We start from the raw sequence: 25421 nt of genomic DNA on the forward strand, positions 1-25421 counted from the left end.
CCAGTCTGGCCCGTCCGGGGGATCCGCGCAGGTGGGCGCGCTCGCCGGCCGCGTCCTCAGTCGGTCCAGGGGTGCACGAGCTCCTCGGCGTCGGGTGCGGGACCGGCCCCGGCGGGGGCGACGCGCACCGGCTGCGGCAGGCGTCGACGTCCCCACGCGGCGGCACCGGCCGCGACGGCGATCAGCACCACGCCCACGATCAGCGCCGCGAGCCAGAGGTCCAGCACGAGGTCGAGCGCGACGACCGCCGCCGTCACGAGCAGCGCGAGGCCGAAGACGGTGAGCAGCAGCGCCGCCGCGAACGCCAGCGCGCTGGGGCGGACCTCCACCGCCCGCGCGCGCACGGAGCGCGTGACGGAGTCGATCTCGGACTGGATCGACTGCCGGACGCGGTCCTCGACGTGCTCGACCCGTTCCCGTGTGAACTCCGCGAGCGGCTCGGTGAACCGGCTGAACAGCCCGGGTCGGCGCGGGTCGTCGCTGGTGCTCGTCACGGTCGCTCCTTCGCGGTCCGGGGCCGGTGCAGCCCGTCGAACCCACCCTAGCGACGCCGGTGCGCGAGGATGTCCCGGTGCCGACGCCCGCGCCCGCCCCGGAGGACCTGCCGCCCCGGGCGCCGACGACCTCGCCCCGCGGGCGTGCGGCGCTGGCGCTGCTGGTCGCGGTGGGCGGCGCGGCCGGGTCGCTCGGGCGGTACGGGCTGGCGCAGGCGCTGCCGGTGCAGCACGGCTGGCCGCTGGGGACGCTGACGGCGAACCTGGTGGGCGCGTTCCTGCTCGGGGCCCTGCTGGAGGCCCTGGGCCGGCGGGGGCCGGAGACGCCCGGCGTGCTGCGGGTGCGGCTGGCGCTCGGCACGGGGCTGCTCGGCGGGTTCACCACGTTCAGCGCGCTGGCGCTGGAGACGGAGCGGCTGCTCGCCGCGGGTGCGCTCGGGACCGGCCTCGGGTACGCCGCGGTCAGCGTGGTCGGCGGCGTGCTGTGCGCGGCCGCGGGCGGGCCGGGTGCCCGGTGAGGGACGCGCTGCTGGTCGCCCTGCTCGGCGGCGCCGGGGCCGCGACCCGGTTCTGGGTCGACGGTGCCGTCCGCGCGCGGGGACGCACGATCCTGCCGGTCGCGACGATCACCATCAACGTGACCGGGTCGCTGCTCATCGGGCTGATCGCCGGCGCGCACCTGTACCGGGGGCTGCCCGGCACCTGGCAGCTGCTGCTCGCCACGGGGTTCTGCGGGGGGTACACGACCTTCTCCACCGCGATGGTCGAGACCGTCCGGCTGGCCCAGGCCGACGAGCGGGGCCGAGCGGTGCTGAACGTGCTCGGCACGCTCGTCGTCACCGTCGGCGCGGCCGCCGCCGGGATCCTCCTCATGGCCGTCGGCACCGGGTGATCTACTGGGGGAGGTGCCGTCGCACGTCGTGACGGCGGTCCGTCGTGGGCGAGGGGAAGGGGTGACGGGTGACGCAGCAGGTCTTCCTGGCCCCTGGCGAGCCCGTCGACCTGGACAACTGCGCGCGCGAGCCCATCCACATCCCCGGCTCCGTGCAGCCCCGCGGCGTGCTGCTGGTCGTCCAGGAGCAGGGCTCCGTCGTGCTGCAGTGCTCCGCCAACGTCGGCGAGGTGCTCGGCCGGCCGGTGGACGAGGTGCTGGGCGCGACGCTCGCGGACGTGCTGGGCCGGGCCGCGTCCCGCGTGGTGCTCGAGCAGCTGGCGGCGGTCGCCGACCACCGCACGCGGAACCCCGGCCTCGTGCACGTGGGCGCCGGCGAGGCGGCCGTGCTCCTCGACGTGGTCGTGCACCGCCCGCCGCCCGCCACCGCGTCCGACCCCGGCCCGGTGTTCGTCGTCGAGCTCGAGACCGCCGACGGGCCCCGCCCGCTCACGTTCGGCAGCACGTACGAGCGGGTGCGCGACGCCATCGCCGACCTGAACCGCGCGAGCGAGCTGACCGGGCTCTACGACACCGCGGCGCGGCACGTCCGGGCGATGACCGGCTTCGACCGCGTGATGCTCTACCGGTTCGACGCGGAGTACAACGGCGAGGTGGTCGCCGAGGCCCGCCGCGACGACCTCGAGCCGTTCCTCGGGCTGCACTACCCGGCCTCGGACATCCCGCCCCAGGCGCGTGCGCTGTACGAGAAGAGCTGGATCCGGCTGATCTCGGACGTCGACTACACGCCCGTCCCCGTGGTGCCGACGGCCGAGCCGCTGTCGGGCCGGCCGCTCGACCTCACCTACGCGACGCTGCGCAGCGTCTCGCCGATCCACTGCGAGTACCTGCGCAACATGGGCGTCCGCGCCTCGATGTCGATCTCCCTGCTCCGCGACGGGAAGCTGTGGGGCATGGTGGCCTGCCACCACTACGCCGGGCCGCACGCCCCGTCGTACGGCGTGCGTGCGGCGGCGGAGTTCCTGGGCGTGGCGCTGTCCGCGCGGCTCGTCGCGCAGGTCGAGGAGGACCTGCTGGCGGAGTCCCGGCGCGCGTCCGGCGTGCTCGCCCGGCTCGTCGCCGCCAGCCGGGACGAGGACGTCCGGCTCGCGCAGGCGCTGACCCGCACGGACGACCTGCTGGAGCTCGTCCCCGCGGACGGCGTCGTGGTCTGCGTCGGCGGCGACCTGGCCTCCCGGGGCCGGGTGCCGGACGCCGAGGCGCGGCGGAGGCTCGCGGCGTGGGGCAGCGGCGTCGGCGGGGTGCTGGCCACCGACCACCTGCCGGACGAGCCCACCGCCCCGCACGTCCCCGGCACCGCCGGCGCCCTCGCGCTCGCCCTGCCGGACGGCGGCTCGGTGGTCTGGCTCCGCGACGAGGTGGTGCGGACCGTCGACTGGGGCGGCGACCCGCACAACAAGGCCATCGCCGTCCGGGACGGCGACCGGTACCGGCTCAGCCCCCGCACCTCGTTCGACGCGTGGCGGGAGCACGTCCGCGGGCGCTCGGCGCCGTGGGACGACCGGCACGCGACCAACGCGACCGACCTGCGCGGCCACCTCGTCGAGGCGATGTTCCGGCGCGGGCAGGCCGAGGTGCTCGCGGCGCGCGCCCTGCAGCGCACCCTCGTGCCGTCGCGGTTGCCGGCGGTGCCGGGCTGGACGGTCGAGGCCCGCTACGAGCCGTCCGGCACCGGGCAGGTCGGCGGCGACTGGTACGACGTCGTGACGCTGTCCGACGGGCGGGTCGCGCTCGCGGTCGGCGACGTGACCGGGCACGGCCTGCCCGCGGCCGCCGCGATGGCCGAGCTGCGGCACGCCACGCGCGCCTACCTGCTGGACGCCGCGCCGCCGGCCGTCGTGCTCAGCCGGGTCGCCCGGCTCGCCCGGTGGTCCCGGCCCGGTCAGATGGCGACGATGGCCCTGGCCGTGCTGGACCCGGCGACCGGTGAGGTCGAGCACTCCTCCGCCGGGCACCTCCCGCCGCTGCTCGTCCGGGCGGACGGCTCGGCGGCGTGGGAGCCGGTGCTCGGCTCACCGCTGCTCGGCCTGCTGGACGCCGAGCCCGCCTCGGGGCGCGTCACGCTGGCGCCCGGGGACGCGCTGCTGCTGCTGACCGACGGCCTGATCGAGCGGCGCGGCGAGTCGATGCGCGTGGCGATGGCCCGGACCGTCGCCCAGGTCGGGCGGCCGGAGCCGGGCCGCCTCGGGGACGTGGTCGCCCGCGTCCGGGACAGCGCGTCGGAGGACGACGCGACGGTGGTCCTGCTCGCCCGGGACTGACGGCCGCGACCCGCCCGGGCGGCGCGCGCCGTCAGCCGCCGAGCAGGTCCGCGAAGGACGGCGCGCCGGCGAACGGGTCCTGCGGGCCGCGGGGGCCGCGGGCGGCGACGGTCGCCGCGAGCTCGGCGCCGGCCCGGCGGATGCGCGCGGGCAGCGGGCTCGGCTCGCCCGCGGTGCTGCCGGTGGCCCAGTCGTCGGTCGCCGCGAACACGGACGTCGTCGCGACGTCGGCCCGCAGGTAGGTGAACAGCGGGCGGATCGAGTACTCGATCGCCAGCGAGTGCCGGGGGGTGCCGCCGGTCGCGCCCAGCAGGACGGGCAGCCCGATGATGCCGTCCTTGTCCAGGATGTCGATGAACGACTTGAACAGGCCCGAGTACGTCGTGGTGAAGAGCGGCGTCACGGCGATCAGCGCGTCGGCGCCGGTCACCGCGTCGATGACCTCGGCGAGCGCGGGGCTGGGCACCCCGGTGAGCATCGCGTTGACGATGTCGTGCGCGTGGTCCCGGAGCTCGACGACGCGGACCTCGGGGCGCTGGCCGCGGTCGGCGAGCTCGGTGGCCGTCGCCTCGGCGAGCCGGTCGGCGAGCAGGCGGGTGGACGACGGCTGGCCGAGGCCGGCCGACAGCGCGACGATCCTGCGCTCGGTCATGAGTGGTGCTCCTCGTTCTGGGGTGGTGCTGGTGCGTGCTGAGGTGCGCGGAGTGGAGCGTCCTGACGGGACACGCCGGGCGTGTCCGGCAGAACTCTCCACTCCGCGCGGATGTTCCGCGGGTGGGTCAGAGGCCGAAGGCCGCGCCCCTGGTGCTGACGGCGTCCGCGGCGGCGGCGTCGTCCTCGGCGGTCTTCCCGGTCCAGTGGTCGGCCGCGGCGACGGTCTGCTCGTGGACGGCACCGGCGGCGCGGGCCTTCGCGACGCGCTCGGCGTGCGTGGGCGGGCCGGACGGCACGTCGGCGGGGCGGTCGGACTCCATCTCCTTGCGGAGCACGGGGACGACCTCGCCGCCCAGGATGTCGAGCTGCTCCAGCACCGTCTTGAGCGGGAGCCCCGCGTGGTCGATGAGGAACAGCTGCCGCTGGTAGTGGCCGACGTCGTGGCGCATCGCGGCGTACCGGTCGATGACCTGCTGCGGGGAGCCGACGGTCAGCGGGGTCTGCGCCGAGAAGTCCTCCAGCGACGGGCCGTGGCCGTAGACCGGGGCGTTGTCGAAGTAGGGCCGGAACTCGTCGACGGCGTCCTGCGAGCTCTTCCGCATGAACACCTGGCCGCCGAGGCCGACGATCGCCTGGTCCGCGCGCCCGTGGCCGTAGTGCTCGAAGCGCTGGCGGTAGAACTGCACCATCTGCTTCGTGTGGCTCATCGGCCAGAAGATGTTGTTGTGGAAGAAGCCGTCGCCGTAGTAGGCGGCCTGCTCGGCGATCTCGGGGCTGCGGATCGAGCCGTGCCAGACGAACGGCGGGACGCCGTCCAGCGGGCGCGGGGTGGAGGTGAAGCCCTGCAGCGGGGTGCGGAACTTGCCCTCCCAGTCCACGACCTCCTCCTCCCAGAGGCGGCGCAGCAGGGCGTAGTTCTCGATCGCGAGCGGGATGCCCTGCCGGATGTCCTGACCGAACCACGGGTAGACCGGGCCGGTGTTGCCGCGGCCCATCATGAGGTCCATCCGGCCGTCGGAGATCACCTGGAGCATCGCGTACTCCTCGGCCAGCCGGACCGGGTCGTTCGTGGTGATCAGCGTGGTCGCGGTCGACAGCACGATGTTCGTGGTGCGCCCGGCCAGGTAGCCGAGCATCGTCGTCGGGGAGGACGCCACGAACGGCGGGTTGTGGTGCTCGCCGGTCGCGAAGACGTCGAGGCCGACCTCCTCCGCGTGCTGGGCGATCGTGAGGATCGACCGGACGCGCTCGGTGTCGTCGGGCGTGCGGCCCGTGGTGGGGTCGGTCGTGATGTCGCTGACCGTGAAGACTCCGAACTGCATCTCGCGCTCCTCAAGTCGATGCGTTTGCATGTACTTGCGCCCCAACGGGCGAGCGCGCGGATCTATTCCGCGGGGACGGACCCGGTGTCGCGGCGCTCGCTCGACACCCCGCGGCGGGACGACCGCCGCGTCAGCAGGTGCAGCACGAGGCCCACGGCGACCAGCACCCCGGCCAGCGCCCAGTGCCGCGCCTCCTGCTGGGTGAGCAGCACCAGGCAGGTGACGACGGCGAGCACCGGCAGCGGGGTCCACGCCCGGAAGTGGTCGTGCTCCACGCGGTCCCTGCGCAGCACCAGCACCGCGATGTTCGTGCTGAGGAACACGAACAGCAGCAGGAGCACGACGGTCGACGCGAGGTCGACGAGCTCGCCGGTCGCCGCCAGCACCATCGCGACCAGCGTGGTGACGACGATCGCGACCCACGGCGTCCGGCGGCCCGGGAGCACCCGCCCGAGCACCGGCGGCAGCAGGCCCTCCTCGGCCATGCCGTAGGTGAGCCGGCTGGCCATGATCATCGTCAGCAGGGCCCCGTTGGCGACAGCGACCAGCGCCACGACGGAGAACAGCTCCAGCGGCACGCCACCGGCCGCCCGGACCACCTCGAGCAGCGGCCCGCTGGAGGACGCCAGGTCCTGCGGCGCGACCACGGCCGGGGCGACGAGCCCCACCAGCAGGTAGACCGCGCCGGCCGTCACGAGCGCCCCGAACAGCGCCTTGGGGTAGACGCGGCGGACGTCGGTGACCTCCTCCGCGATGTTCGCGGAGGTCTCGAAGCCGACGAACGAGTAGAAGGCGATCAGCGCGCCCCCGAGCGTGGCGGCGGCCCACGACGTCTCCGCCGGCAGCTCCAGCACGCGGCCGGGGTCGCCGTCGCCGCGGCCCAGGACGATCGCCCCCAGCACGACGACGAGCACCAGGCCGCTCAGCTCGATCACCGTCATGACCAGGTTGGCGCGCAGCGACTCCTTGATCCCGCGGGCGTTCAGCAGCGCCACCAGGGCCAGGAACACGAGCGCCGTCGGCACCGCCGGCAGGTCCACGAACACCGACAGGTAGTCGCCGCCGAACGCCAGCGCGAGGCCCGCGGCCGACGTGACGCCCGCGGCCAGCATGCAGAAGCCCACGAGGAACGACACCAGGGGGCTGCCGAAGGCCCGCTGCGCGAACACGGCCGAGCCGCCCGCCTGCGGGTACTTCGTCACGAGCTCGGCGTAGGAGGACGCCGTCAGCAGCGCCATGCCCAGCGCGACGACGAGCGGCAGCCAGATCGCGCCGCCGGCCTCCGCGCCGAGCTCGCCGACCAGGGCGTAGACGCCGGCGCCCAGCACGTCGCCGAGCACGAACAGGAACAGCAGGGGGCCGGTCACCGCGCGGCGCAGGCGCGGCGTGGTGCGGTCCGTGGGGGTGTCGGTCGTGGTCACCCGGCCGATTATCGGGTCGGGCCCGCGGGCGCGCGCGGCGAGCGGGCGGGCCGCCGGACGGGTGACCGAGACCACACGCCCGGGGCGGATGGGCTCACGCCGGGCCGCGTGTTGACGATCGGTGGACGTGCGGCCGCTCACGGCGCCCGCACACCGGGGCCAGCGCCCCGGGGCACCGACGGCCCCCCTCCCACGGCGACGACGACGCGGGACGGCGCGCCGCCGCACCCGCCGCGGACGCGGCACACGTCACGCACCAGCACAGCAGCAGACCGGGCGCCCGGCCGGGTGCCCGCCAGCAGGGGGCCCCTCCATGTCCGTCCGTCCCGACGGGCGTGCCCGCGCGCACGCCCGACCCCTCCGCACGGCCGTCCTGGCCGTCGTCCTGACCGTCGTGTCCGTCCTGTCCTGCGGGGTGACCGCCCCGGCGGCCGCCGCCACGACCGACGACCCGGGGTTCCGCCTCGGCGCGCACGTGGACCGGGGCGCCGCCGCCGACACGGCCGCCGCCGTCGCCGGCTTCGAGGACGCCATCGGCCGGCGCCTCGACGTCCACCGCTGGTACAGCCGGTGGGACGACGTGCAGCCCGCCCCGGCGGTGGTCGCGTCCGTCGCGCGCGGCCGGACGCCGCTGCTGTCGATCTGGCCGCGGCGGCTCGACGGGACGGTGGTGCCGTGGCAGGCCATCGCCGACGGCCGGGTCGACGCGCAGATCCGCGCGCAGGCCGCGGGGGTCGCCGCCCTGGGGGTCCCCGTGTACCTCACGCTGCACCACGAGGCCGACATCGCCGACGGCTGGGGCACCCCGGCGCAGTTCCGTGCGGCCTGGCGGCACTACGTCGAGGTCTTCCGGGACGCGGGCGTGCCGGACGTGCGGTGGACGTGGGTCGTGACCCCGGGCAGCTTCGGCTCCGCACCGTCGACGGCCGGCGCCGACGCCTTCTACCCGGGGGACGACGTCGTCGACCGCGTCGGGCTGGACGCCTACAACTGGTACGGGTGCGCGGCGGGCAAACCCGCGGCGTGGCGCTCGCTGGCCGAGGTCGCCGGGCCGTTCCGCCGGTGGGCGCAGGACCGCGGCAAGACGCCCGTGCTCGCCGAGTTCGGCACCGCGACGGACGCCGCCGACCCGGGGCGCCGCGCCGCGTGGCTGACGGACGCGGTCGACTGGCTCGGCCAGTGGCCGGGGCTGGACGTCGCGTCGTCGTTCGAGGGCACCGGGACGTGCCCGTGGGCGGTCGCCGGCTCCGCCTCGGCCCGGACGGCCTACGCGGCCGCCGTCGCGTCCCCGGTGGCGAACGCCAGGCCGACCGCGTCGCTCCGGCCCTCCGGCACGGTCGGGCCCGCGCCGCACGCGGTGACGTTCGACCTGGCGTCGAGCACCGGCGGCGGCTCCGCCACCGGCACCGGCGTCGCCCGGTGGACGCTCGACCTGGGGGACGGGGGCACCCGCTCGGGCACGGGCGCGCCGGGGGCGGTCGCGCACACCTACGGCGCCGGGACCTTCACGGCCCGCCTCGCGGTCACCGACGCGGCGGGGCGGACGGGCACCGACAGCCGGACGGTCACGGTGGCGCCCCCGCCGGTCGTCACCGCGGCGGAGCAGGGCGTCACCGGGACCGGGGCCGGCCTGCGCGCGTGGGTCGACCCCGAGGGCCTGGCGGGCACCGTGCGCCTCGCGTGGTCGGTCGACGGGGGTGCGGAGGCCGGGCACGTCGACCGCGCGGTGACGGCGAGCACGTCCGCGCAGGCCGTCGGGGTCGACCTCACCACCCTGGCGCCGGGTACCCGGTACCGGTGGACGGCCACCGCCACGACCGCGGCGGGCACCACCACGGTGGCGCGGACCTTCGACACCCCGGGACCGCCCACCGTCCGGCCCGTCGCGGCCACCGCCGTCGGACGGACCAGCGCGACCGCCCAGCTGCGGGTGCACCCGCACCTGCTGGCCACGACGGTGCGGGTCGAGCTGGGCACGGGGACGCGGTCGGCGGACGTGGCGTTCCCGGCGGCGAGCTGGGAGCGGGCGGGCACCGTCGCGCTCACGGGCCTCGCGCCCGGCACGACGTACCGGTACCGCGTGGTCGCGACAAACGCCATGGGGACGACCACCGGGCCGGAGCAGACGCTCACCACCGCGCCCTGACGGCGGGTCTCGACGGCCGGGGGTGGGCCGCCGCGCGCGCAACCGCGCGGTTGGTCAACCCCGGCGTGCCGTGGCAGGCTCGGCGCAACCGACCGGTTGAGGAGGTGCTCGTGGCTGCGGACGACCCGCTGTCCCAGGTGTTCTCGGCGCTCGCGGACCCGCTGCGCCGCGACATCGTGGCGCGCCTGGCCGCCGGCGACGCGACGGTCGGCGAGCTCGCCGCGCCGTACAGCGTGACCGTGCAGGCGGTGTCGAAGCACCTGCGCGTGCTGGAGGCGGCCGGCCTCGTGACCCGCACGCGCGACGCGCAGCGCCGCCCGGTGCACCTCGAGGTCGACGTCTTCGACCTCATGACGATGTGGATCGAGCGGCACCGGCGCGCCGCGGAGTTCCGGCACCGCCGCCTGGACGAGGTGCTGCTCACCGACGAGGAGACGCCGCCCGAGCAGGCGCCGCGGGTGCGGACCGAGCGGGCGCCGCGGGTGCGTCCCGAGAGCGAGCGGGTGTTCCAGCCCTGGGACCTCGGGTCGCGCGTGGTGCGCCCGGGCACGGAGGACGGGGCCGACACGGCCCGCTGACCTCGCGCCCCGTGCGCCTCAGCCCTCGTAGGCCCAGTGCCAGGGCTCGCGCGGGGTGTCCTCGACGAAGCCGTAGCGGCCGCCGTTCGCCCGCATCCAGGCCTGCGCGGCGTCGTCGAGGTCGAGGTCGACCGCCATGCCCCAGCCGTGGTCGCTGGTGCCCGGGACCGCGGCGAGCCCGCCCTGCGAGTACAGGCCCTTGCGGGCCGCGACGTCGACCTGCGCCTCGTACGACCGGTACGAGTCCGTGATGCCGATGGTCACGCCGTCCTTCGCCGCGTCGGCGCGGGCGCGCTCCAGGGCGTCGGCCGCGGGGGCCCAGAGCCGGTGGCCCGTGCCCTCCACCTCGGACAGCGCCGAGGCGGGGATCTTGCCGTTGCCGTAGGCGGCGAGCTCGACGGGGACGCCGTCGGCGTCCCGCTCGCCGCTGCTCGCCGCCGCGGACGTGCCCGCGGTCTCGTCGACCGCCTGGGACAGCGCCTGCTCGAACTGGGCACCGCTCGTGGCGGTCGCCGCCGGGGACGCCGGGGCGAGCGACCCGAGGGTCGCCTGGATGGCGGCGATGCGCTGGGTGATCGCGCCGATGCCGTCGAGGCTCATGGGGTGCTGCTCCTTCTCGGGTGCTCGGCGGTCCCATCGGCGGGCCGGGCGCGGACCTGAGCGGACCTGAGGCGCCAGGGGCCGGCCGCGGGGCGGGTTCCGGAGCAGGACGCGACACGCGGGAAGAGGAGCTGGACGTGTCAGTGGTCCTGCGTACCGTCGTGGTCATGAGGAGTGGACGGCACCTGTGCACCTGGTTCGACGACGCGGACGGCGTCGAGCTGCTGTGCGGCTGCGGCGCCCGGGCCGTGGTCGTGGTCGACGACGAGACCGGCGAGACGGTCGTGGTCGTGGTCCCCGACGAGCCCGCGCCGCTGGCGATCTCGGCCTGAGCCGGTCGCCTGACCGGCGGGCCGGCCTACCGGCGGGTCAGTTCACCGGGACCGTGCGGCGCTCGGGCGTGAACGCGTACAGCGTCCCGTCCTGCTCGCCGACCCACCACTCGCCGCACATCGTCGTCGACCGCTGCTCGACCTCCGCCGGCCACCACTGCGCCCGGAGCGTGGACACCGACCGGTAGTCCGCCGGGTCCGCGTCGACGGGCCGCGGCCCCAGCGGCTGCTCGGCGGTCACCGGGACGCACGTGGCGGGCAGGTCGGCGAGCGTGGCCCGCAGCGACACGATGCGCTCCGCCCCGCCGGAGCGCGCCTCGACGCGCACGTCGGTGGCGTCGTCCGGCACCCACTCCGGCAGGGCGCCGGCCCCCTTCGCGTCCGCCCCCGTGGCGTAGGTGGCGGCGTGGCCGGGGCTCGGCCGGCCGAGGGCCTGCGCGACCGGCCCGCCGCACGCCGACAAGACCAGCACGGCCCCCGCCGCGACGGCCAGCGCGCCGAGCATCCGGCGCTCCGGGGTGCCCGACGGGGTACTGGTCAGCGGCGTGGTGTCCATGCCCTCGACGCTACGGACCGGCCACGGGCCGCCACATCGGCTCCCGGTCCGGTCCTCGCGCCCCGCCCCTCCACCCCGGGGTGGAGGGGCCGGTCATCCTGCGGTGGTGCTCAGGGCGCCGGCGGCGCGGGGGGCGGTGCGGCGGGTGGCGCCGCAGGAGGTGGTGCCGGGCCGGCCGACAGCACGAGCCCGACCGTCGAGCCGATCGTCCCGGTGCCCGACAGGCTCTGGCTGACCACGAGCCCGGGCGCGAGGTCCGAGGGCGCCGGTGCCCCGACGGACACCCCGAACCCGGCGGCGCTCAGGGCGGCGCGCGCGGCGCCCTCGTCCCGGCCGACGACCCGGGGCACGGGCACCTGCTTGCCCAGCACCTCGTCCTGCCCCGCGGGGGCGAACCCGGGGACGGCCTGGCCCTCGACGGTGCGGGTCATGAAGCCCTTCCACACCGGTACCGCCACCGAGGACCCGAACACGTTGCGGATGTACCGGCCGTTGATGACGACCCGCTGCATCGGGATCATCCGCTCGGCGTGCCCGACCCAGACCGCGGTCGCGCGCAGCGGGGTGTAGCCGACGAACCACGTGTGCTCGTTCCGCGAGGTGGTGCCGGTCTTGCCGGCGGACGGGAACGGCGGGGGCGACGTGGCCGCGGTGCCGCTCCAGACGTTCTGCAGGGCGTGGTTCACGGCGTTCGCGATGCGGGGCTCCAGCGCGCCCGGCGTGCAGGTCGCGGCGGGCACGGGCAGCGGGTTCCCGTCGGTGTCCACGACGGCCGAGATCGCCACGGGGGTGCAGTACGTCCCGCCGGCGGCGAAGGCGGCGAACGCGGCGGCCATCGCGAGGGGGGCCACCGAGTCGCTGCCCAGCACGTTGGCCGGGAGCGGCGCGAACGGCCCGTCCCCGGACTGGCCGCCCGCCCGGTGGATGCCCAGCGCGGTGGCGGTGTCCATGATCCCGCAGAGGTCCAGCTGCGACGCCATGGCGATGTACCCGGAGTTCACGGAGTTGCGCGTGGCGTCGAGCACCGACATGCGGCCGCCGGAGCGCGGGCCCTCGGCGTTCGAGAACCGGTACTCCGTCCCGGGGTCGAGCGTGGTGCACGGCGCGGGGAACTGGCTGAACCGGTAGGAGAACCGGGTGGCGTCGACGACCTCGCTGAGGCTGTGCCCCTCCTTCAGCCACTGGGCGAGGGTGAACGGCTTGAACGTCGAGCCCGGCGGGAAGCCGCTGCCGCCCCCGTACGTGAAGTCGGTGTTGTAGTTGACGGCCGTCTCGCGCTCGCCGTGCTCCTGGGTGTTGTTGTACGTCCGGTTCTGCGCCATGGAGGTGATCCGGCCGGTGCCGGGCTCGACCGTCACGAGCGAGGTGGCGACGCCGGAGGGGTCGTCCACGGGCACGCCGTTCTTCAGCTCCTCGTCGGCGATGGTCTGCTCGCGCGGGTCGAGCGTCGTGGTGATCGTCAGCCCGCCGCGGTACAGCAGCTCCACGCGCTCCGCCGGCGTCTCGCCGAACGCGGGGTCGTTCCGGATCACCTTGGTGACGTAGTCGCAGAAGAACCCGGAGCCCCGCACCACGTCGCCCGCCGCCATGCACCCGACCTTCGGCTCGTGCACGACCAGGGTGGCGGGCAGCGGCGTGGCCAGCCCGGCGGCGAGCTCCTCGGACGTGACGTAGCCCTGCTCGTGCATCAGCCGCAGCACCCGGTCGCGGCGCTCCTGGGCGACCTCGGGGTTCCGGACCGGGTCGTAGGCGGTGGGGCTCCGGGTCACCCCCGCGATGGTCGCGGCCTCCAGGTAGCCGATCTGCGCCGCCGGCTTGCTGAAGTAGCGCTGCGAGGCGGCCTGCACGCCGTAGGTGTTGACCCCGAACTGCGCGATGTTGAGGTAGGCCTCGAGGATCTGGTCCTTGGTCATCTCCTTCTCGAGGGCGATCGCGAGCTTCGCCTCCCGCAGCTTGCGCGCGTACCCCTGGGCGCCGTCCGCCTCCCGCGCCTGGTCCGCGGCGACCAGGTCCCCGCCCCGCACGGCCTTCTCGATCAGCACGTTCTTGATGTACTGCTGGGTCAGGGTGGACGCGCCCTCGGTGCGCTGCGGGTGCTGCAGGTTCCGCACCAGGGCCCGCAGCATCCCCTCCGGGTCGATGCCGCCGTGCTGGTAGAACCGCTTGTCCTCCGTGGCCACGACGGCGTCCCGCAGCGGCTGGGACACCTCCGCCAGGGGGACGACCTCGCGGTTCTCGGCCCAGAAGGTCGCCAGCACGGTCGTGCCGTCCGCGGCGAGCACGGTGGAGCGCTCGGACAGCGGCTGCCGCTCCAACTCGGTCGGCAGGTCGCCGAACGCCTCGACCGCGAGGTCGGTGGTGCCGTTCGCGACCGCGACGGTCGGCAGGACGAGACCCGCGGTCAGCAGGCCGCCGACGCCCGCGGTCAGCACGAAGGCGACCAGCAGCGCGACCGCCTTGACGACGGACATGCGGCGGGCGGCGCTCGGACGCTGCGACGCGGCCATGGCCACACGCTAGGGCAGCGGACGGCCCGTGGGGAGAGGTGCGGGGGACCGGGCGGTGCGGCGGCCCGGGATCAGGACAGCGCGGCGAACGCGTCGGCGACGGTCTCGTGCGCCGGCAGCACGCGGATCATCGTCGTCAGCTCCAGGACGTCGAGCACCTGACCGCCCGGGCGGGCGATCGTCAGGTCCCCGCCCGCGGTGCGGGTCGCGCGCAGTCCGGCGACGAGCGCGCCGAGGCCGGACGAGTCGAGGAACGTGGTGGCCTCCAGGTCGACGACGACCCGGGTGCTGCCCGCGGCGACGAGGTCCGACAGGACGGCCTTCAGCTCGGGGGCGTCGGCGGCGGTGAGCCGGCCGGTCGGGCGGACGACCACGGCGGGCCCGCTGATCCGCTGCACGGCGATCTCCACGTCTGCCCTCCTCCTGGCGCGGTCCGCCCGGACCCGCGACGCCCAACCCTATGCACACGCACGCGCGGCCGCCGTCCGCGCCCGCCCAGCGGTCAGACGGCGGGCTCCACGTCGACCCGGTGGCGGGGGAGCTGGTCCTCGCCCAGGTCGGTGCGCCAGCGGCCGCACACGCGCAGCCCGGCCAGGTCCAGGTGCGGCGCGACGACCTCGCCCAGCGGCGTGGGGCAGTCGGGGGCGGCGAGCAGGTCCCGGCACAGCGCGTCGCCGTCGGCGTCCGCGATGGTCAGCGTCCACACCAGGTCCCCGTCCGCGGACGACGCGTCGGGCGAGTGCACGGTCACCGTCCGCGCACGGGCCATGGTCACCTCGTCCAGCGCGGTGATCCGCGGCAGCTCGTCGTGGTGGTGCGCCATCGCCCCCTCCATCCGGTTCCCGCATCATGCGCGCCGCCGCAGGTCCCGCACGGCCGCCGCGCGGGTGAATTCCGCCACGGGCACGGCACGCCTGGCCCGGCGTGTCCGGCTCGTCACCGCCGTCCCGCCGGGTGAGCATGGCGGAGGCGACCGGAGGTCCCCGCCGGCGCGGGCACCCGTGCCGCCGCCCTCCCGAGCCGAGAGAGAGATCGTTGACCACCTCCGCGCTGCGGGTCGTCGTGCTGGACGACGACCCCGACGTCGCCACCTACACCGGGACCGTCCTCGAGCGCCGCGCGGGGTGCGAGGTGGTCGTCCTGCACGACGCCTCGGACATCGCCGGGACGCTCGCGCGCTTCGACCCCGACGTCGTCGTCACCGACATCGAGATGCCCGGCATGTCGGGGCTCGAGCTGGCGGGGGTGCTGCGGGAGCAGGCGCCGGACGTCGGCGTCGTCGTCATGACCGCGCACGTGTCGGTCGACTACGCCGTGGGCGCGCTGCGGCAGCGGGCGGACGAGCTGCTCACCAAGCCGGTCCCCGCGGGGCAGCTCGTCGAGGTCGTGCGCCGGCTCGGGGAGCGGCGCCGCGCGGTGCAGGCCGCACGGCCGGTCGTCCTGGCGGTCGGTGCGCACCCGGACGACGTCGAGATCGGCGTCGGCGGGACCCTCGCGAAGCACCGGGCGGCCGGGGACACGGTCGTCGTGCTGACCCTGTCCCGCGGCGCCCGCGGCGGCGACGTCGAGCACCGCCAGGGCGAGGCGCTCGCGTCGGCGGAGCTGATCGGCGCCCGGCTGTTCCTGGAGGACCTGACCGACACGGAGATCCCGATGGCGGAGCCGACCGTCGGCATCGTCGAGCGGGTCGTGGCCGAGGTGCGGCCGACGGTGGTCTACACGCACACCGTGCACGACCGGCACCAGGACCACCGCGCCGTGCACCAGGCGGTGATGGTCGCCACCCGGGGCATCGGCACCGTCGCCTGCTTCGAGAGCCCGTCGGCGACCGTCGACTTCCGGCCCAACCGGTTCGTCACCATCGACGCGCAGCTCGAGACCAAGCTCGCGATGCTCGCGTGCTTCGCGTCCCAGACCGCCGTCCGGGACTACCTGGACCCGGAGATGGTGCGCGCGACCGCCCGGTACTGGTCGCGGCACGGCACCGGCGACGCCGTCGAGCCGCTGGAGATCGTGCGGGACACCGGCGGGATCGGCTCCGGCGCGCTGCTCGCGGCGGACGACCGCCGCGCCACCCGGGCGGGGTCGCGGTGAGCGGCGTGCTCCGGGGTGCGGCCGCCGGCGCGCCGAGCGGGCGGCGTGCGGCACCGAAGGCCGACCGCGCCGTCCTGCTCAAGCACCTGCCCACGCTGCTGGCGTCCGTGGTGGCCGCCGTCGTCGTGGCCGTGGCGCCGGACACCGTGGTCACCGACGGCCGCACGGTGCTGGCCGCGGCGGCGGTGATGGCGCTCGCGACCGCGCTGGCCGTCCTCGCGGTGCTGCGGCCCTCCCGCGCACGCCGCCGCGACCCCGAGGACGCGTGGGGTGCGAGCGACGGCTGGGCGGTGGTCGTGCCGCTGCTGTCCGTGCTGTCGATCGGCCTGCTGCGCGCCGGCACGGGCGGTTCCGGCTCGCTGTTCGGGTCGATGCTCGTGCTCCCGCTGATCTGGATCGCCGCCGAGCCCGGCCGGTGGGCCGTGCTGCTCGCCGCGGGGGCGTCGTGCCTCGCGCTGCTGCTGCCGTGGCTGCCGTGGCTCCCGGGGGCCGGTACGGGGGAGGCGGACGCCCTCGCGCCGTGGCGCGCGGTGTTCGTCCCGTTCGTCTACGCGCTCGCGGCGCTCACGGTCAACGAGCTCGCGCGGCGGCTGCGCGGGCACCTCGCCCGGCTGCACTCCGCCGACCGGCTCACCCGCAGCGTGCTGGACGCGGTCACCGAGCAGGCGGTCATCGGCACCGGGCTCGACGGCCTCGTGGACGTGTGGAACCCGGGCGCCGCCGCGCTGCTGGGCCGCAGCCCCGCGCAGGCGCAGGGCCGCGTGCGGATCGACGAGGTGGTGCTGCCGGCCGAGCTCCACGAGCAGTGGCGGCGCACCGGCACCACCACGCCGTTCGAGGCGCTGGTGGCCGGCGTCGCACCCGGCCGGCCGGACGTCACCGAGTGGACGTGGCTGCGCGCGAACGGGTCGCACGTCCCGGTCCAGGTCTCCGTCACGGTCCGGCAGGACGGGGGCGGCCGGCCCGTCGGCTACCTGTTCGTCGCGACCGACGCCAGCCGGGTGCACGAGGCAGCCCGGCTGCAGGAGCAGTTCACGGGGATGATCTCCCACGAGCTGCGCACCCCCGTCTCCGCGATGCTCGGGCACCTGGAGCTGCTGCGCGACGATCCGCTGACCGCCGACCAGGAGCGGTCCGTCGAGGTCGCCGAGCGGAACGCGCACCGGCTGCTGCGACTCGTCGACGACCTGCTGCTCACCGCGCGCGTCGACGCCGGCGGGTTCCCGCTCGCACTCGAGGACGTCGACGTCGCGGAGGTCGCGCGGGCTGCGGTCGTCGCGTCCGGGCCTGTGGCCGACCGGGCGGGGGTGCGCCTCGACCTGGACGTGCCCGACGCGCCCGTGCCGCTGCGGGCGGACCCCGGCCGCCTCGCGCAGGTGTGCGACAACCTCGTCTCGAACGCGCTGAAGCTCACCCCGGCCGGCGGCTCCGTCACGGTGCGCGTCACCTCCGGCGTCGACCACGTGCGCATCGCGGTGGCGGACACCGGGCTGGGCATCCCCGCCGACGAGGTGGACCGGCTGTTCGGCCGCTTCTTCCGCACGTCGACCGCCACCCGGAACGCCGTGCCGGGCGTCGGGCTGGGGCTCGCGATCACGCGGTCGATCGTCGTCGCGCACGGCGGGGCGATGGAGGTCGCGAGCGTCGAGGGGGAGGGCGCGACGTTCACGGCGGTGCTGCCGCGGCGCCGCGCGGTCTGACGGTCCCACCACCCGGCCCCACCGGGGACGGGTGCTCAGGGGCGGAGTGCCGCGTCCAGGAAGAGGTCGACGTCCTCGAACATGAGCGGCAGCAGCTGGTCGACCTGCTCGTCGTCCCAGTGCCACCACTGCACCGCCAGGAGCCCGGCGATCTGCCGGTCGGTGAACCGCTGGCTGACCCGCCGTGCCGGTGCACCGGCGACCACGGCGTACGGCTCGACGTCGTGGAGCAGCAGCGAGCCGGGTGCGACGACGGCGCCGTCCGCCACGGAGACCCCTGGCATGACCGTCGTCCCGTGGCCGATCCACACGTCGTTGCCGAGGGTGATCGGGCCTGACGCGAGCGCACGACCGCGGATCAGCCGCGCGTTCGGCCACGTCTCCGCCAGGGTCGCGAAGGGGTAGGACGTGACCGCGTCGGCACGTCGCCGGCCGAGGACGAGCGTGACGTCGTGGTCGATCGACGTGAACCTGCCGATGGTGAGCGCCGCGGCGCCTGCGCCCTCGACGGCCGGCTTCCCGACGGTGTGGTCGCCGATGACCCAGCCGTGCCGCGCGGCCTCCTCGGCGAGCGCGGAGCGCGTGAGCCGCGACGAGCGCTCCCGCGCGGACCAGTCGGGCTCGACGGTCTCCAGCACGTGGACGATCCGCTCCGCGCGCCGGGGCAGGAACGCGCCCTCGAGCCGCAGCCCCGCCGCCGTGGTGGTGACCGTGTCGAACCGCGTCGTGGCCCGTCCGTCCGTGCCGCGCAGGACCAGGACGCCGTCCTCCAGCGCCCACGTCGCCTCGTTCTTGTGCGAGTGGCCCCACACGCTGCCGTCCGCGAGCAGCCGGATCGGCTCGACGACGTTGGAACCGTCGGCGCGGCGCTTGCGCCAGGTCGCGGCGCACACGAGGTCACGGTCGAGAGCGACGGGTGCAGCGGGATCTGCGGGCGGGCCCGGGGGCAGGCGCGCGGAGGCGCCGTCGAGAGCTGCCGCCGCGACGAGCCCGGAGAGGGCCGCCGCCGTCGCGCCGCCGGGTCGAGAGGGTCGCGCGACGACGTGCGCGCCGAGCGAGCGGGCGGCGCGGTCGACGTACGGGCGCAGACGGGCGTCCACGACGTCGGCCGGGACGTGGCGACCGCCGGCCTCGTGACCGGTCGGCGGTAGGTCGAGCAGCACGACGCGAGCCGCCGGCACCGTCCTGCGCAGGACGTCCCCGAGCCAGTCGGCCGCCCTGGCCCAGTGCTCGAGGTGGAACGGGTCCCCGACCTCGAGATGACGGGTGCGCGGGGGCAGCAGGTCGTCACCCCCGGCGGACAGCAGCTCGGGCGTCCGCGTGACGACCGAGCCGTCGGGCAGCAGGTGTACGCCCAGGCACTCGTGGAGCAGGTCCAGGACCACGAGGTCCACCCCGCCGGCGACGGCCTCCAGGAGGTCCGCGAGGTTCGAGTCGAAGTCCCCGCGCACGGCGCGCTGAGCGGAGCGCGAGGGGAGAGCCGGCGGCGGGATGAGGGTCACGGGCCGGGAGTAGGCGCTGAGCAGCGACTGGTGCACCACGAACTGCCGCACGTGGAACCGGGCCGGGTCGAGGTGCTCGGCGACCTCCCGCCCGCGCGGGGACCCGTAGACGAACACGCGCTTCTCGCTCATCGTGCCTCCAGCCGGCGCGGGCGCGCGTCCTCGGGGACGAAGTCGTCCGGCCGTCGCCCCCTGCCGAACCACCAGGCGACCGCCTGGACGGCCCGGGCGGCGGCGTGCCCGTCGCCGTACGGGTTCGCCGTGCCGGACACCGAGGCGTGCGCGGCGGGGTCGGAGAGGATCCGCGCCGCCTGCTCCACGATCCGGTCCTCGTCGGTCCCCACCGGCAGGACCGTGCCGGCGTCGACGCCCTCCGGACGCTCGGTCGTGTCCCGCAGCAGGACCACCGGGACCCCGAGGCCCGGGGCCTCCTCCTGCACCCCGCCCGAGTCGGACAGGACCAGGTGCGCGCGAGCGAGCAGGCGCGCGAAGTCCAGGTAGTCCAGCGGGTCGGTCAGGACGACGTTGGGCAGGCCCGAGAGGTGCGCCTCCAAAGGGCGGCGGACGGCCGGGTTGCGGTGCAGCGGCGTGACGAACCGGACGTCACCGAACTGCAGGGCCAGCCGCCGGACGGCACGCCCGATCCGTTCGAGACCGGGCCCGAGGTTCTCCCGGCGGTGAGCGGTCACCAGCACGAGCCGGCGCCCGCTGCCCGACGGCTCACGGAGCCGCGGGTCGGCGACCGGGGCGGGGCCGGCCAGGGCGAGGTGCAAGGCGTCGATGCCGGTGTTGCCGGTCACGACCACGGCCTCCGGCTGGACCCCCTCCATCAGGAGGTTGCTCCGGTTCCCGGCCGTCGGGGCGAGGTGCAGGCCGGCGACCTGGGTGATCTGCCGGCGGTTCAGCTCCTCCGGGAAGGGCGAGGTGAGGTCGTGCGTCCGCAAGCCGGCCTCCAGGTGCACGACGGGGACCCGGCGGTAGAACGCGGCGAGCGCGGCCGCGGCCGCCGTGGAGGTGTCGCCCTGGACCAGGACGGCGTCGGGAGCGGCGCTCGCGAGCAGGGCGTCGACCCGCTCGAGCGTGCGCGAGAAGATCCTCGCGAGCGGTGCCCCCGCGGCGAAGACGTCGAGGTCGTGGTCCGGGCGGATGGCGAAGACCGCGTTCACCGCGTCCAGCATCTCCCGGTGCTGCCCGGAGACCACCGTGACGGGCGACAGCACGGCGTGACGCGCGAGCGCGTGGATCACGGGTGCGACCTTGATCGCCTCGGGCCGGGTGCCGTACACGACCATGACGCGGAGCCTCACGCGGTGCCCCCCGGTGACCGCCGGCGGGGTCCTGCCCGGGCGTGCCGCGGCGGCGCGTCCCGTCGGGGCGTGGCCGTGACGTGGACGTGCGTCTCGCGGTGGTCGGCACGGGCCTCGTCGAGGATGGACGCGGCGGTGGCCGGTCGGCCCTTCGCCGTCCAGTACGCCCAGCGGCGGTACCGCGGGGCGACGTCCGCGGCCGGACCGTCGAGGACCGGCCGGCCGTCGTGCAGCCAGATCGCCCGCGTGCACGTCGTCTCGGTCGTCCGTGCGTCGTGGCTGACGAGGAACACCGTCCCGGCGTGCTCGCGCAGCCGCTGCATGCGCTCCTCGCTGCGTCGGCGGAACGCCGTGTCGCCCGTCGCGAGCGCCTCGTCGATGAGCAGGATGTGCGGGCGCACCGCCGACGCGATGGCGAAGCGGAGGCGCGCCGCCATGCCGGAGGAGTACGTCCTCATCGGCAGGTGGATGGACGCACCGATGCCGGCGAGCTCGACGATGTCCGGCACCGACGCGTCCGCCTGGGCGGGGGTGAGGCCCATCGCGAGGCAGCCGAGCCGCGCGTTCTGCCGCCCCGAGAGGTCGGGGACGAGGGCGGCGTTCGTGCCGATGAGCACCGGCTGGCTCTCGGCCAGCACCCGGCCACGGGTCGGGAGCTCGAGCCCGGCGACGACGCGCAGCAGCGTGCTCTTGCCGCTGCCGTTCCGGCCCACCAGGCCGATCTGCTCGCCGGCCCGGGCGACGAAGGAGACGTCGTCGAGCGCGTCGACGAGCACGGTGGGCCGGCGTCCGAGGCGCGGCCGCGCGCCGCGGGCGAGCGGGTGGCTCCGTCGCGTCACCGGAGGCTCCTCGGCGGACGGTGTGCGGTAGCGGACCGAGACGCTCTGCACCGCGACCGTGACCGGCGGCAGGTCCCCGAGGTCAGGCGCGGCCATACGACTCCTCCCCGTGCCAGAAGAAGGTGATCCCCGCGACGAGGCTCCCGAGCGCCCACGCGGTCAGCGCAGCCCAGGTGGAGAACGCCGGCGTCCGGGCGTACAGCAGGCAGTCGCGCGCGGCGTCGATCACCAGGAACATCGGGTTGGCGTGGACGAGCGCGAGCAGCACCGGGTGGGAGACCGCGCCGTCGAACGAGAAGAAGACGCCCGAGCCGTAGAACCAGAAGCGCAGCAGCACGCTGATCAGCTGGTTGACGTCGGGGAGCACGGCACCCACGCGGGCCACGACGAGCGAGGCGCCGAGGACGAACACCGCCTGAAGGGCCACCACCAGGGGGAAGAGCAGCGCGCTCCATCCCCAGCGCTCCCGCTCCGGCAGCACGACGACGAGCAGCAGCATCGCGAGCAGCGCGGGACCGAGGCTCACGACGCCCTGGAGCACCGCGGACACCGGCAGGGACGCACGGGGGAAGGTGAACGCCCGGACGAGCGCGCGTCCGGTCCGGATCGACCGGGTGCTGGAGGTGAGGCACTGCGACGTGAACGCGAACAGGAAGGTGCCGACGACCAGGTACCCCACGTAGTTGTCGATGCCGCGCCGCGACCCCAGCAGGAGACCGAACACGACGTAGTAGGCGAGGCCGTCCAGGACGGGTCGCACCACCAGCCACGCCTGGCCGAGCACCGTCTCGCGCGTCCTGCCGATCACCCTCCCGCGGGCCTCCTCCCACAGGAACGACCGGCGCCCCCACAGCTGGGCGACGTAGCCGGCCAACGGGGCGCGCGCCCCCACCCGCGTCAGGGCCTCGGGGGAGACGACCTCGACCAGGGGACCGGCGCCGCTCGTCCACGCATCGCGCGTCGGGGCGGGGTCCGGGAGCCAGGGCGTCGCCGCGCCGGTGGTGGTCCCGGCACCGGGCCCCGTCACGCGTCCGCCCCGATCCGTCCGTAGAGGTCGCGGTACAGCCGGCCGCTGCGCGCCCACGTCCGGCCCGCGGCGACCTCGCGCCCCGCCCGGACCAGCCCGGTGCGCACCGCCTCGTCGCCCCGCAGGGCCGCGATCGCGTCGGCGAGGGCGACGGCCTCGTCGGCCGGGACGAGCCGTCCCGCGCCACCCGCCAGCACCTCCGCGAGGGCCGGCAGGTCGCTGGCCACGACGGGCCGTCCGAGCGCCATGGCCTCCACCGGCTTCAGCGGCGTCACCCGCCGGCACACCTCGACGTCCCGTCGCGGGACCACGAAGACGTCGAGCGCCTGGTGCCAGCGCGGTGCCTCGCCGGAGGGGACGCGGCCGGGGAACAGGACCGTCCCGCCGACCCCGGCGTCGTGGGCGTGACGCTCGAGCTCCGGGCGCGCGACGCCGTCGCCGACGACGCACGCGCGGACGTCGACACCTCGTCGCCGGAGCAGGGCCACGGCGTCGATCAGCGTGTCCAGGCCCTCGTACCCGACCAGGCTGCTCACCGTGCCCACCCAGAACCCCTCTCCCGGCAGCCCGAGGCGGCGCCGCGTGGCCGCCGGTCCCTCGTCGGGCAGGGTGAGGAGCCGCCCGTCCACACCGTTGGGCACCACCGCGATCCGGGACGCGGCGACGCCCCGGAGCACCAGGTCGGCCCGCAGCGTCTCGCTCAGCGTCACGACGTGGTCCGCCGACGCTGCGACGGCCGCCTCCTGGGCGCGCAGCAGGGTGAACCGCTCGCTCGCGCCGGCGGCGGCCTGCTGAGCGGTCCCCGGACGGCCGGCCACCCAGGTCTGCTCGAGCAGACCGCGCACCTCGTACACCCACGGCACGCCGAGCTCCGAGGCGAGGGCCGCGGCGACCTGCCCGTTGCCGTACGGCGTCGTGGTGTGCAGGACGGTCGGGCGGAGCGCGCGCGCGACGGGACGGAGCAGCTCCACCGTGTGCACGGAGCGCTGGACGGCGGTCGCCGGCTGCCGTGACGGCAGCAGCCGGCGGTAGGTGACGCCGTCCACGACGTCGGTGCGCCGGGCGGTCAGGCGCCCGACCGAGACCGGGTAGCCCAGGCGGGTCGCTGCCTCGACCCGGATCCCTGCGGCGGACTGGGCCCGCAGGACCGCGTGCGACCGCAGCGCGTAGCCGCTCGCCGTGTGGGGCAGCGAGCTCGTCAGGAGGTGCAGGGCGACCGGCCCGCCGCGGGCAGGAGCGGCCCGACGGGGCGGGGGACCGGCCGGCACCGCGAAGCCCGGCCGCAGCGTGGCGGAGTCGGACGCGTACCGGCGGACCAGCACGTGGTCGCCCGAGGCCGCCGCCAGCCGGACGGCCCCGCTCAGGTCCCCGGCCCGCCACGCCGCCCGCGCGGCCGTCGCCCCCGGGAGGTCCGGCACCAGGTCGGGCCGGTCCAGCTCGACGGCCAGCTCGGCGAGGAGCCGTCGCCCGGCGGCCCGACGGGGCCTGGCCTGCGGGAGCAGCGCCGCGGCCTGCTCCCGGCGTCCGGCGAGCCAGTGCCCCACCACCGCGCGGGTGCCGGAGGCCCGGCCGGCGAGCACGGTGCGGGCGGCGGCCGCCGACAGGCCGCGTGGGAGGCGGCGCGACACCTGGACCACGAGGAGGAGCGGGTCCTGGCGCAGCATGCCGCGAGCGGCGGACCCGGCGAGCGGCAGGTTCCGCAGGAGCGCGCGGACGCCGGCGACGCGGCTCATCGCGCGACCTCGTGCAGGAGGTCGAGGTAGTGCTCGGCCAGGCGGTCGAAGTTCGCGTGCCGGTCCACCCAGCGGCGGCCGTCCTCACCGACGTCGAGGCGGGAGCGGTCGAGCGCGAGCCCCTGCCACAGGTCGGCGAGCGCGCCGGGGTCCTCGGGCGGGACGACGTCGCCGGCCCGGGCCCGGCGGACGACGTACGCGGCCTCGCCCGACAACGACGCGGACACGTGCCGCCCCGCCGCCATCGCCTCGTAGAGCTTCGAGGGCACCGTCCACTCGAACGGGTCCCACGCGCGCAGCGGGACCAGGACGGTGTCGGCCCAGTCGTAGTGCGACCCCACCTCGCGTCGTGGCACCCGGCCGACGAACCGCACCGGCGCGTCGAGTGCGCGCGCCTCCGCGCGGAGCGCCGCGTCCTCGTGCCCGGACCCGACGACGCGCAGCCGCACCGCGACGCCGCGCCCCGCCAGCAGAGCCGCGGCGCGGACCCCGGTGAGGAGCCCCTGGCTGCGTCCCGTCGTCCCCAGGTACAGCACGTGCAGCGCGGCTCGCGGCGGAGGGGGCGGCCGGAGCGCGACCTCCGGGGCCGCGCCGTTGCGGACCACCTCGACCCTCCGCATGCCGCGATCGCGCAGCACGACCGCGAAGCCTGCCGTCGTGGTCACCACGGCCGCCGCTCGCCGTTGGCAGGACGTCACCAGACGGTGCACGGCGCGGGTGACCACCGCCTTCCACCCGCGCCGGCGACCGCCCCAGATGCCGCTCGGGGCGATGAGGTCCGGCCACGCGTCCCGCATCTCGACGACCAGCGGGGACCGTGTCGTCCAGGACAGCACCAGCCCCGCGGCGATCGACGGGATGCCCGGGGCGGTGGCGATGACGACGTCCGGCCGGTCGGGGCCGCGCAGCCGGCGGGTACCGACGAGGACGGTGTGCAGGGCGGCGACCAGCTGGTCGCCCGTCCGGCCGACCAGCCCGGTGCCGTGCTCACGGAACCGGACGCGGTGGATCGTCTCCCCGGACGGCCCGGCTCCGGTCGCGTGCGGCCGCTCGTCCGGTCGGAGGCCGTCCGCCGTGCCGCTCGGGTAGTGCGGCGGTGGCGCGAGGACGGTCACCCGGTTCCCTGCCGCGACGAAGCGCTCCACGAGGTGGCGCCAGCGACGCTGGGGGGCGCCCACCTCCGGCAGGTAGTGGTGCGTGACGAGGACGACGTGCACGGTCCTCACCCCGATCTCCACAGGTCGCTGACACGGACCCGGGGAGGCTATGTGCGCACGTCGGAGCGTTGAGTGGGACCGCCGACCCATGGGTAGGTGGTGGGGAGCGGCTACCCGCGACGGTGTTTCGTGGGTGTAACAGATCTGGGCAGAGGGTTCACGTCCGTCACCCTTCTGCC

Annotated in this window: 23 protein-coding genes; 8 read left to right on the forward strand and 15 right to left on the reverse strand. The window is 76.0% G+C overall.

Annotated elements, in window-relative coordinates; genetic code table 11:
* Positions 1-56: 56 nt before the first annotated feature.
* Positions 57-494 carry a phage holin family protein gene (locus KJP73_RS10060; RefSeq protein ID WP_213282722.1) on the reverse strand — a complete coding sequence of 146 codons (438 nt, stop codon included), beginning with the start codon at positions 492-494 and terminating at the stop codon, positions 57-59.
* Between the two features lie 77 nt (positions 495-571).
* Between KJP73_RS10060 and KJP73_RS10065 the strand changes: the two genes are divergently transcribed.
* The 3 genes from KJP73_RS10065 to KJP73_RS10075 all read left to right on the forward strand — a co-directional run bounded on the left by KJP73_RS10065 (position 572) and on the right by KJP73_RS10075 (position 3707).
* On the forward strand, positions 572-1012 hold the full coding sequence (locus KJP73_RS10065; RefSeq protein WP_249669282.1) for a fluoride efflux transporter FluC: 441 nt from the start codon (positions 572-574) through the stop codon (positions 1010-1012).
* Complete coding sequence (gene crcB, locus KJP73_RS10070) at positions 1009-1386, forward strand: fluoride efflux transporter CrcB (protein WP_213282723.1); 378 nt, start codon at positions 1009-1011, stop codon at positions 1384-1386. The genes KJP73_RS10065 and crcB overlap by 4 nt, the downstream gene beginning before the upstream one ends.
* A 68-nt stretch (positions 1387-1454) precedes the next feature.
* Positions 1455-3707 (forward strand): SpoIIE family protein phosphatase, encoded by a 2253-nt coding sequence (locus KJP73_RS10075; protein ID WP_213282724.1) that lies wholly within the window; start codon positions 1455-1457, stop codon positions 3705-3707.
* 31 nt (positions 3708-3738) lie between these two features.
* Here the strand turns inward: KJP73_RS10075 and KJP73_RS10080 are convergent, their stop codons facing one another.
* The 3 genes from KJP73_RS10080 to KJP73_RS10090 all read right to left on the reverse strand — a co-directional run bounded on the left by KJP73_RS10080 (position 3739) and on the right by KJP73_RS10090 (position 7104).
* Entirely contained in the window at positions 3739-4359 is a 621-nt protein-coding gene (locus tag KJP73_RS10080; RefSeq protein ID WP_213282725.1) for an FMN reductase, read from the reverse strand.
* A 127-nt stretch (positions 4360-4486) separates the two neighbouring features.
* Complete coding sequence (locus KJP73_RS10085; protein WP_213282726.1) at positions 4487-5683, reverse strand: LLM class flavin-dependent oxidoreductase; 1197 nt, start codon at positions 5681-5683, stop codon at positions 4487-4489.
* Positions 5684-5745: 62 nt separating this feature from the next.
* The gene (locus tag KJP73_RS10090) at positions 5746-7104 is read right to left on the reverse strand and encodes an APC family permease (RefSeq protein WP_213282727.1); all 1359 of its coding nucleotides are present in this window, start codon (positions 7102-7104) and stop codon (positions 5746-5748) included.
* 313 nt (positions 7105-7417) lie between these two features.
* Here KJP73_RS10090 and KJP73_RS10095 point away from each other — a divergent pair, with 313 nt between their 5' ends.
* Together KJP73_RS10095 and KJP73_RS10100 are read left to right on the forward strand one after the other, a co-directional pair.
* Entirely contained in the window at positions 7418-9250 is a 1833-nt protein-coding gene (locus tag KJP73_RS10095) for a PKD domain-containing protein (protein WP_213282728.1), read from the forward strand.
* 110 nt (positions 9251-9360) lie between these two features.
* Positions 9361-9828 (forward strand): ArsR/SmtB family transcription factor, encoded by a 468-nt coding sequence (locus tag KJP73_RS10100; RefSeq protein ID WP_213282729.1) that lies wholly within the window; start codon positions 9361-9363, stop codon positions 9826-9828.
* Between the two features lie 18 nt (positions 9829-9846).
* On the opposite strand, the gene KJP73_RS10105 is transcribed toward KJP73_RS10100, so the two are convergent.
* On the reverse strand, positions 9847-10428 hold the full coding sequence (locus tag KJP73_RS10105) for a M15 family metallopeptidase (RefSeq protein ID WP_213282730.1): 582 nt from the start codon (positions 10426-10428) through the stop codon (positions 9847-9849).
* 167 nt (positions 10429-10595) lie between these two features.
* On the opposite strand from KJP73_RS10105, the gene KJP73_RS10110 reads away from it, so the two are divergent.
* The gene (locus tag KJP73_RS10110) at positions 10596-10760 is read left to right on the forward strand and encodes a hypothetical protein (protein ID WP_213282731.1); all 165 of its coding nucleotides are present in this window, start codon (positions 10596-10598) and stop codon (positions 10758-10760) included.
* Positions 10761-10797: 37 nt separating this feature from the next.
* Here the strand turns inward: KJP73_RS10110 and KJP73_RS10115 are convergent, their stop codons facing one another.
* From KJP73_RS10115 to KJP73_RS10130, 4 genes are all read right to left on the reverse strand, one after another.
* Positions 10798-11316 carry a hypothetical protein gene (locus KJP73_RS10115; protein ID WP_213282732.1) on the reverse strand — a complete coding sequence of 173 codons (519 nt, stop codon included), beginning with the start codon at positions 11314-11316 and terminating at the stop codon, positions 10798-10800.
* A gap of 110 nt (positions 11317-11426) precedes the next feature.
* Positions 11427-13823, reverse strand: coding sequence for a transglycosylase domain-containing protein (locus tag KJP73_RS10120; RefSeq protein ID WP_213282733.1), 2397 nt, complete (start codon positions 13821-13823; stop codon positions 11427-11429).
* A gap of 71 nt (positions 13824-13894) precedes the next feature.
* Positions 13895-14233 carry an STAS domain-containing protein gene (locus KJP73_RS10125; RefSeq protein ID WP_213282734.1) on the reverse strand — a complete coding sequence of 113 codons (339 nt, stop codon included), beginning with the start codon at positions 14231-14233 and terminating at the stop codon, positions 13895-13897.
* A gap of 92 nt (positions 14234-14325) precedes the next feature.
* Complete coding sequence (locus tag KJP73_RS10130; RefSeq protein WP_213282735.1) at positions 14326-14646, reverse strand: hypothetical protein; 321 nt, start codon at positions 14644-14646, stop codon at positions 14326-14328.
* Positions 14647-14858: 212 nt separating this feature from the next.
* Between KJP73_RS10130 and KJP73_RS10135 the strand changes: the two genes are divergently transcribed.
* Entirely contained in the window at positions 14859-15917 is a 1059-nt protein-coding gene (locus tag KJP73_RS10135; RefSeq protein WP_249669283.1) for a PIG-L family deacetylase, read from the forward strand.
* Complete coding sequence (locus KJP73_RS10140) at positions 15914-17617, forward strand: sensor histidine kinase (protein ID WP_249669284.1); 1704 nt, start codon at positions 15914-15916, stop codon at positions 17615-17617. The genes KJP73_RS10135 and KJP73_RS10140 overlap by 4 nt, the downstream gene beginning before the upstream one ends.
* 35 nt (positions 17618-17652) lie before the next feature.
* Here the strand turns inward: KJP73_RS10140 and KJP73_RS10145 are convergent, their stop codons facing one another.
* From KJP73_RS10145 to KJP73_RS10170, 6 genes are read right to left on the reverse strand one after another with little or no spacing between them, the layout of a single operon-like run.
* Positions 17653-19251: a DUF6270 domain-containing protein gene (locus KJP73_RS10145; RefSeq protein WP_213282737.1), complete on the reverse strand. Its 1599-nt coding sequence runs from the start codon at positions 19249-19251 to the stop codon at positions 17653-17655.
* Entirely contained in the window at positions 19248-20426 is a 1179-nt protein-coding gene (gene wecB, locus KJP73_RS10150; protein ID WP_249669286.1) for a non-hydrolyzing UDP-N-acetylglucosamine 2-epimerase, read from the reverse strand. Before wecB ends, KJP73_RS10145 begins: the two co-directional genes overlap by 4 nt.
* Entirely contained in the window at positions 20423-21361 is a 939-nt protein-coding gene (locus KJP73_RS10155; RefSeq protein ID WP_213282738.1) for an ABC transporter ATP-binding protein, read from the reverse strand. Before KJP73_RS10155 ends, wecB begins: the two co-directional genes overlap by 4 nt.
* Positions 21348-22292: an ABC transporter permease gene (locus KJP73_RS10160; RefSeq protein ID WP_213282739.1), complete on the reverse strand. Its 945-nt coding sequence runs from the start codon at positions 22290-22292 to the stop codon at positions 21348-21350. Before KJP73_RS10160 ends, KJP73_RS10155 begins: the two co-directional genes overlap by 14 nt.
* Complete coding sequence (locus tag KJP73_RS10165) at positions 22289-24025, reverse strand: glycosyltransferase family 4 protein (RefSeq protein WP_213282740.1); 1737 nt, start codon at positions 24023-24025, stop codon at positions 22289-22291. The genes KJP73_RS10160 and KJP73_RS10165 overlap by 4 nt, the downstream gene beginning before the upstream one ends.
* Positions 24022-25251: a glycosyltransferase family 4 protein gene (locus tag KJP73_RS10170; protein ID WP_249669287.1), complete on the reverse strand. Its 1230-nt coding sequence runs from the start codon at positions 25249-25251 to the stop codon at positions 24022-24024. Before KJP73_RS10170 ends, KJP73_RS10165 begins: the two co-directional genes overlap by 4 nt.
* Positions 25252-25421: the final 170 nt, after the last annotated feature.

Origin of the sequence: Cellulomonas hominis (assembly GCF_901521055.1) — a bacterium.
GTDB lineage: Bacteria > Actinomycetota > Actinomycetes > Actinomycetales > Cellulomonadaceae > Cellulomonas > Cellulomonas endometrii.

Excerpts from the sequence above, each read along its gene's own strand:
- KJP73_RS10165 (WP_213282740.1), bottom strand. The coding sequence starts at position 24,025 with ATGAGCCGCGTCGCCGGCGTCCGCGCGCTCCTGCGGAACCTGCCGCTC.
- KJP73_RS10105 (WP_213282730.1), bottom strand. The coding sequence starts at position 10,428 with ATGAGCCTCGACGGCATCGGCGCGATCACCCAGCGCATCGCCGCCATC.
- KJP73_RS10155 (WP_213282738.1), bottom strand. The coding sequence starts at position 21,361 with ATGGCCGCGCCTGACCTCGGGGACCTGCCGCCGGTCACGGTCGCGGTG.
- KJP73_RS10080 (WP_213282725.1), bottom strand. The coding sequence starts at position 4,359 with ATGACCGAGCGCAGGATCGTCGCGCTGTCGGCCGGCCTCGGCCAGCCG.
- KJP73_RS10085 (WP_213282726.1), bottom strand. The coding sequence starts at position 5,683 with ATGCAGTTCGGAGTCTTCACGGTCAGCGACATCACGACCGACCCCACC.
- KJP73_RS10145 (WP_213282737.1), bottom strand. The coding sequence starts at position 19,251 with ATGAGCGAGAAGCGCGTGTTCGTCTACGGGTCCCCGCGCGGGCGGGAG.
- KJP73_RS10110 (WP_213282731.1), top strand. The coding sequence starts at position 10,596 with ATGAGGAGTGGACGGCACCTGTGCACCTGGTTCGACGACGCGGACGGC.
- KJP73_RS10130 (WP_213282735.1), bottom strand. The coding sequence starts at position 14,646 with ATGGCGCACCACCACGACGAGCTGCCGCGGATCACCGCGCTGGACGAG.
- KJP73_RS10095 (WP_213282728.1), top strand. The coding sequence starts at position 7,418 with ATGTCCGTCCGTCCCGACGGGCGTGCCCGCGCGCACGCCCGACCCCTC.
- KJP73_RS10120 (WP_213282733.1), bottom strand. The coding sequence starts at position 13,823 with ATGGCCGCGTCGCAGCGTCCGAGCGCCGCCCGCCGCATGTCCGTCGTC.
- KJP73_RS10115 (WP_213282732.1), bottom strand. The coding sequence starts at position 11,316 with ATGGACACCACGCCGCTGACCAGTACCCCGTCGGGCACCCCGGAGCGC.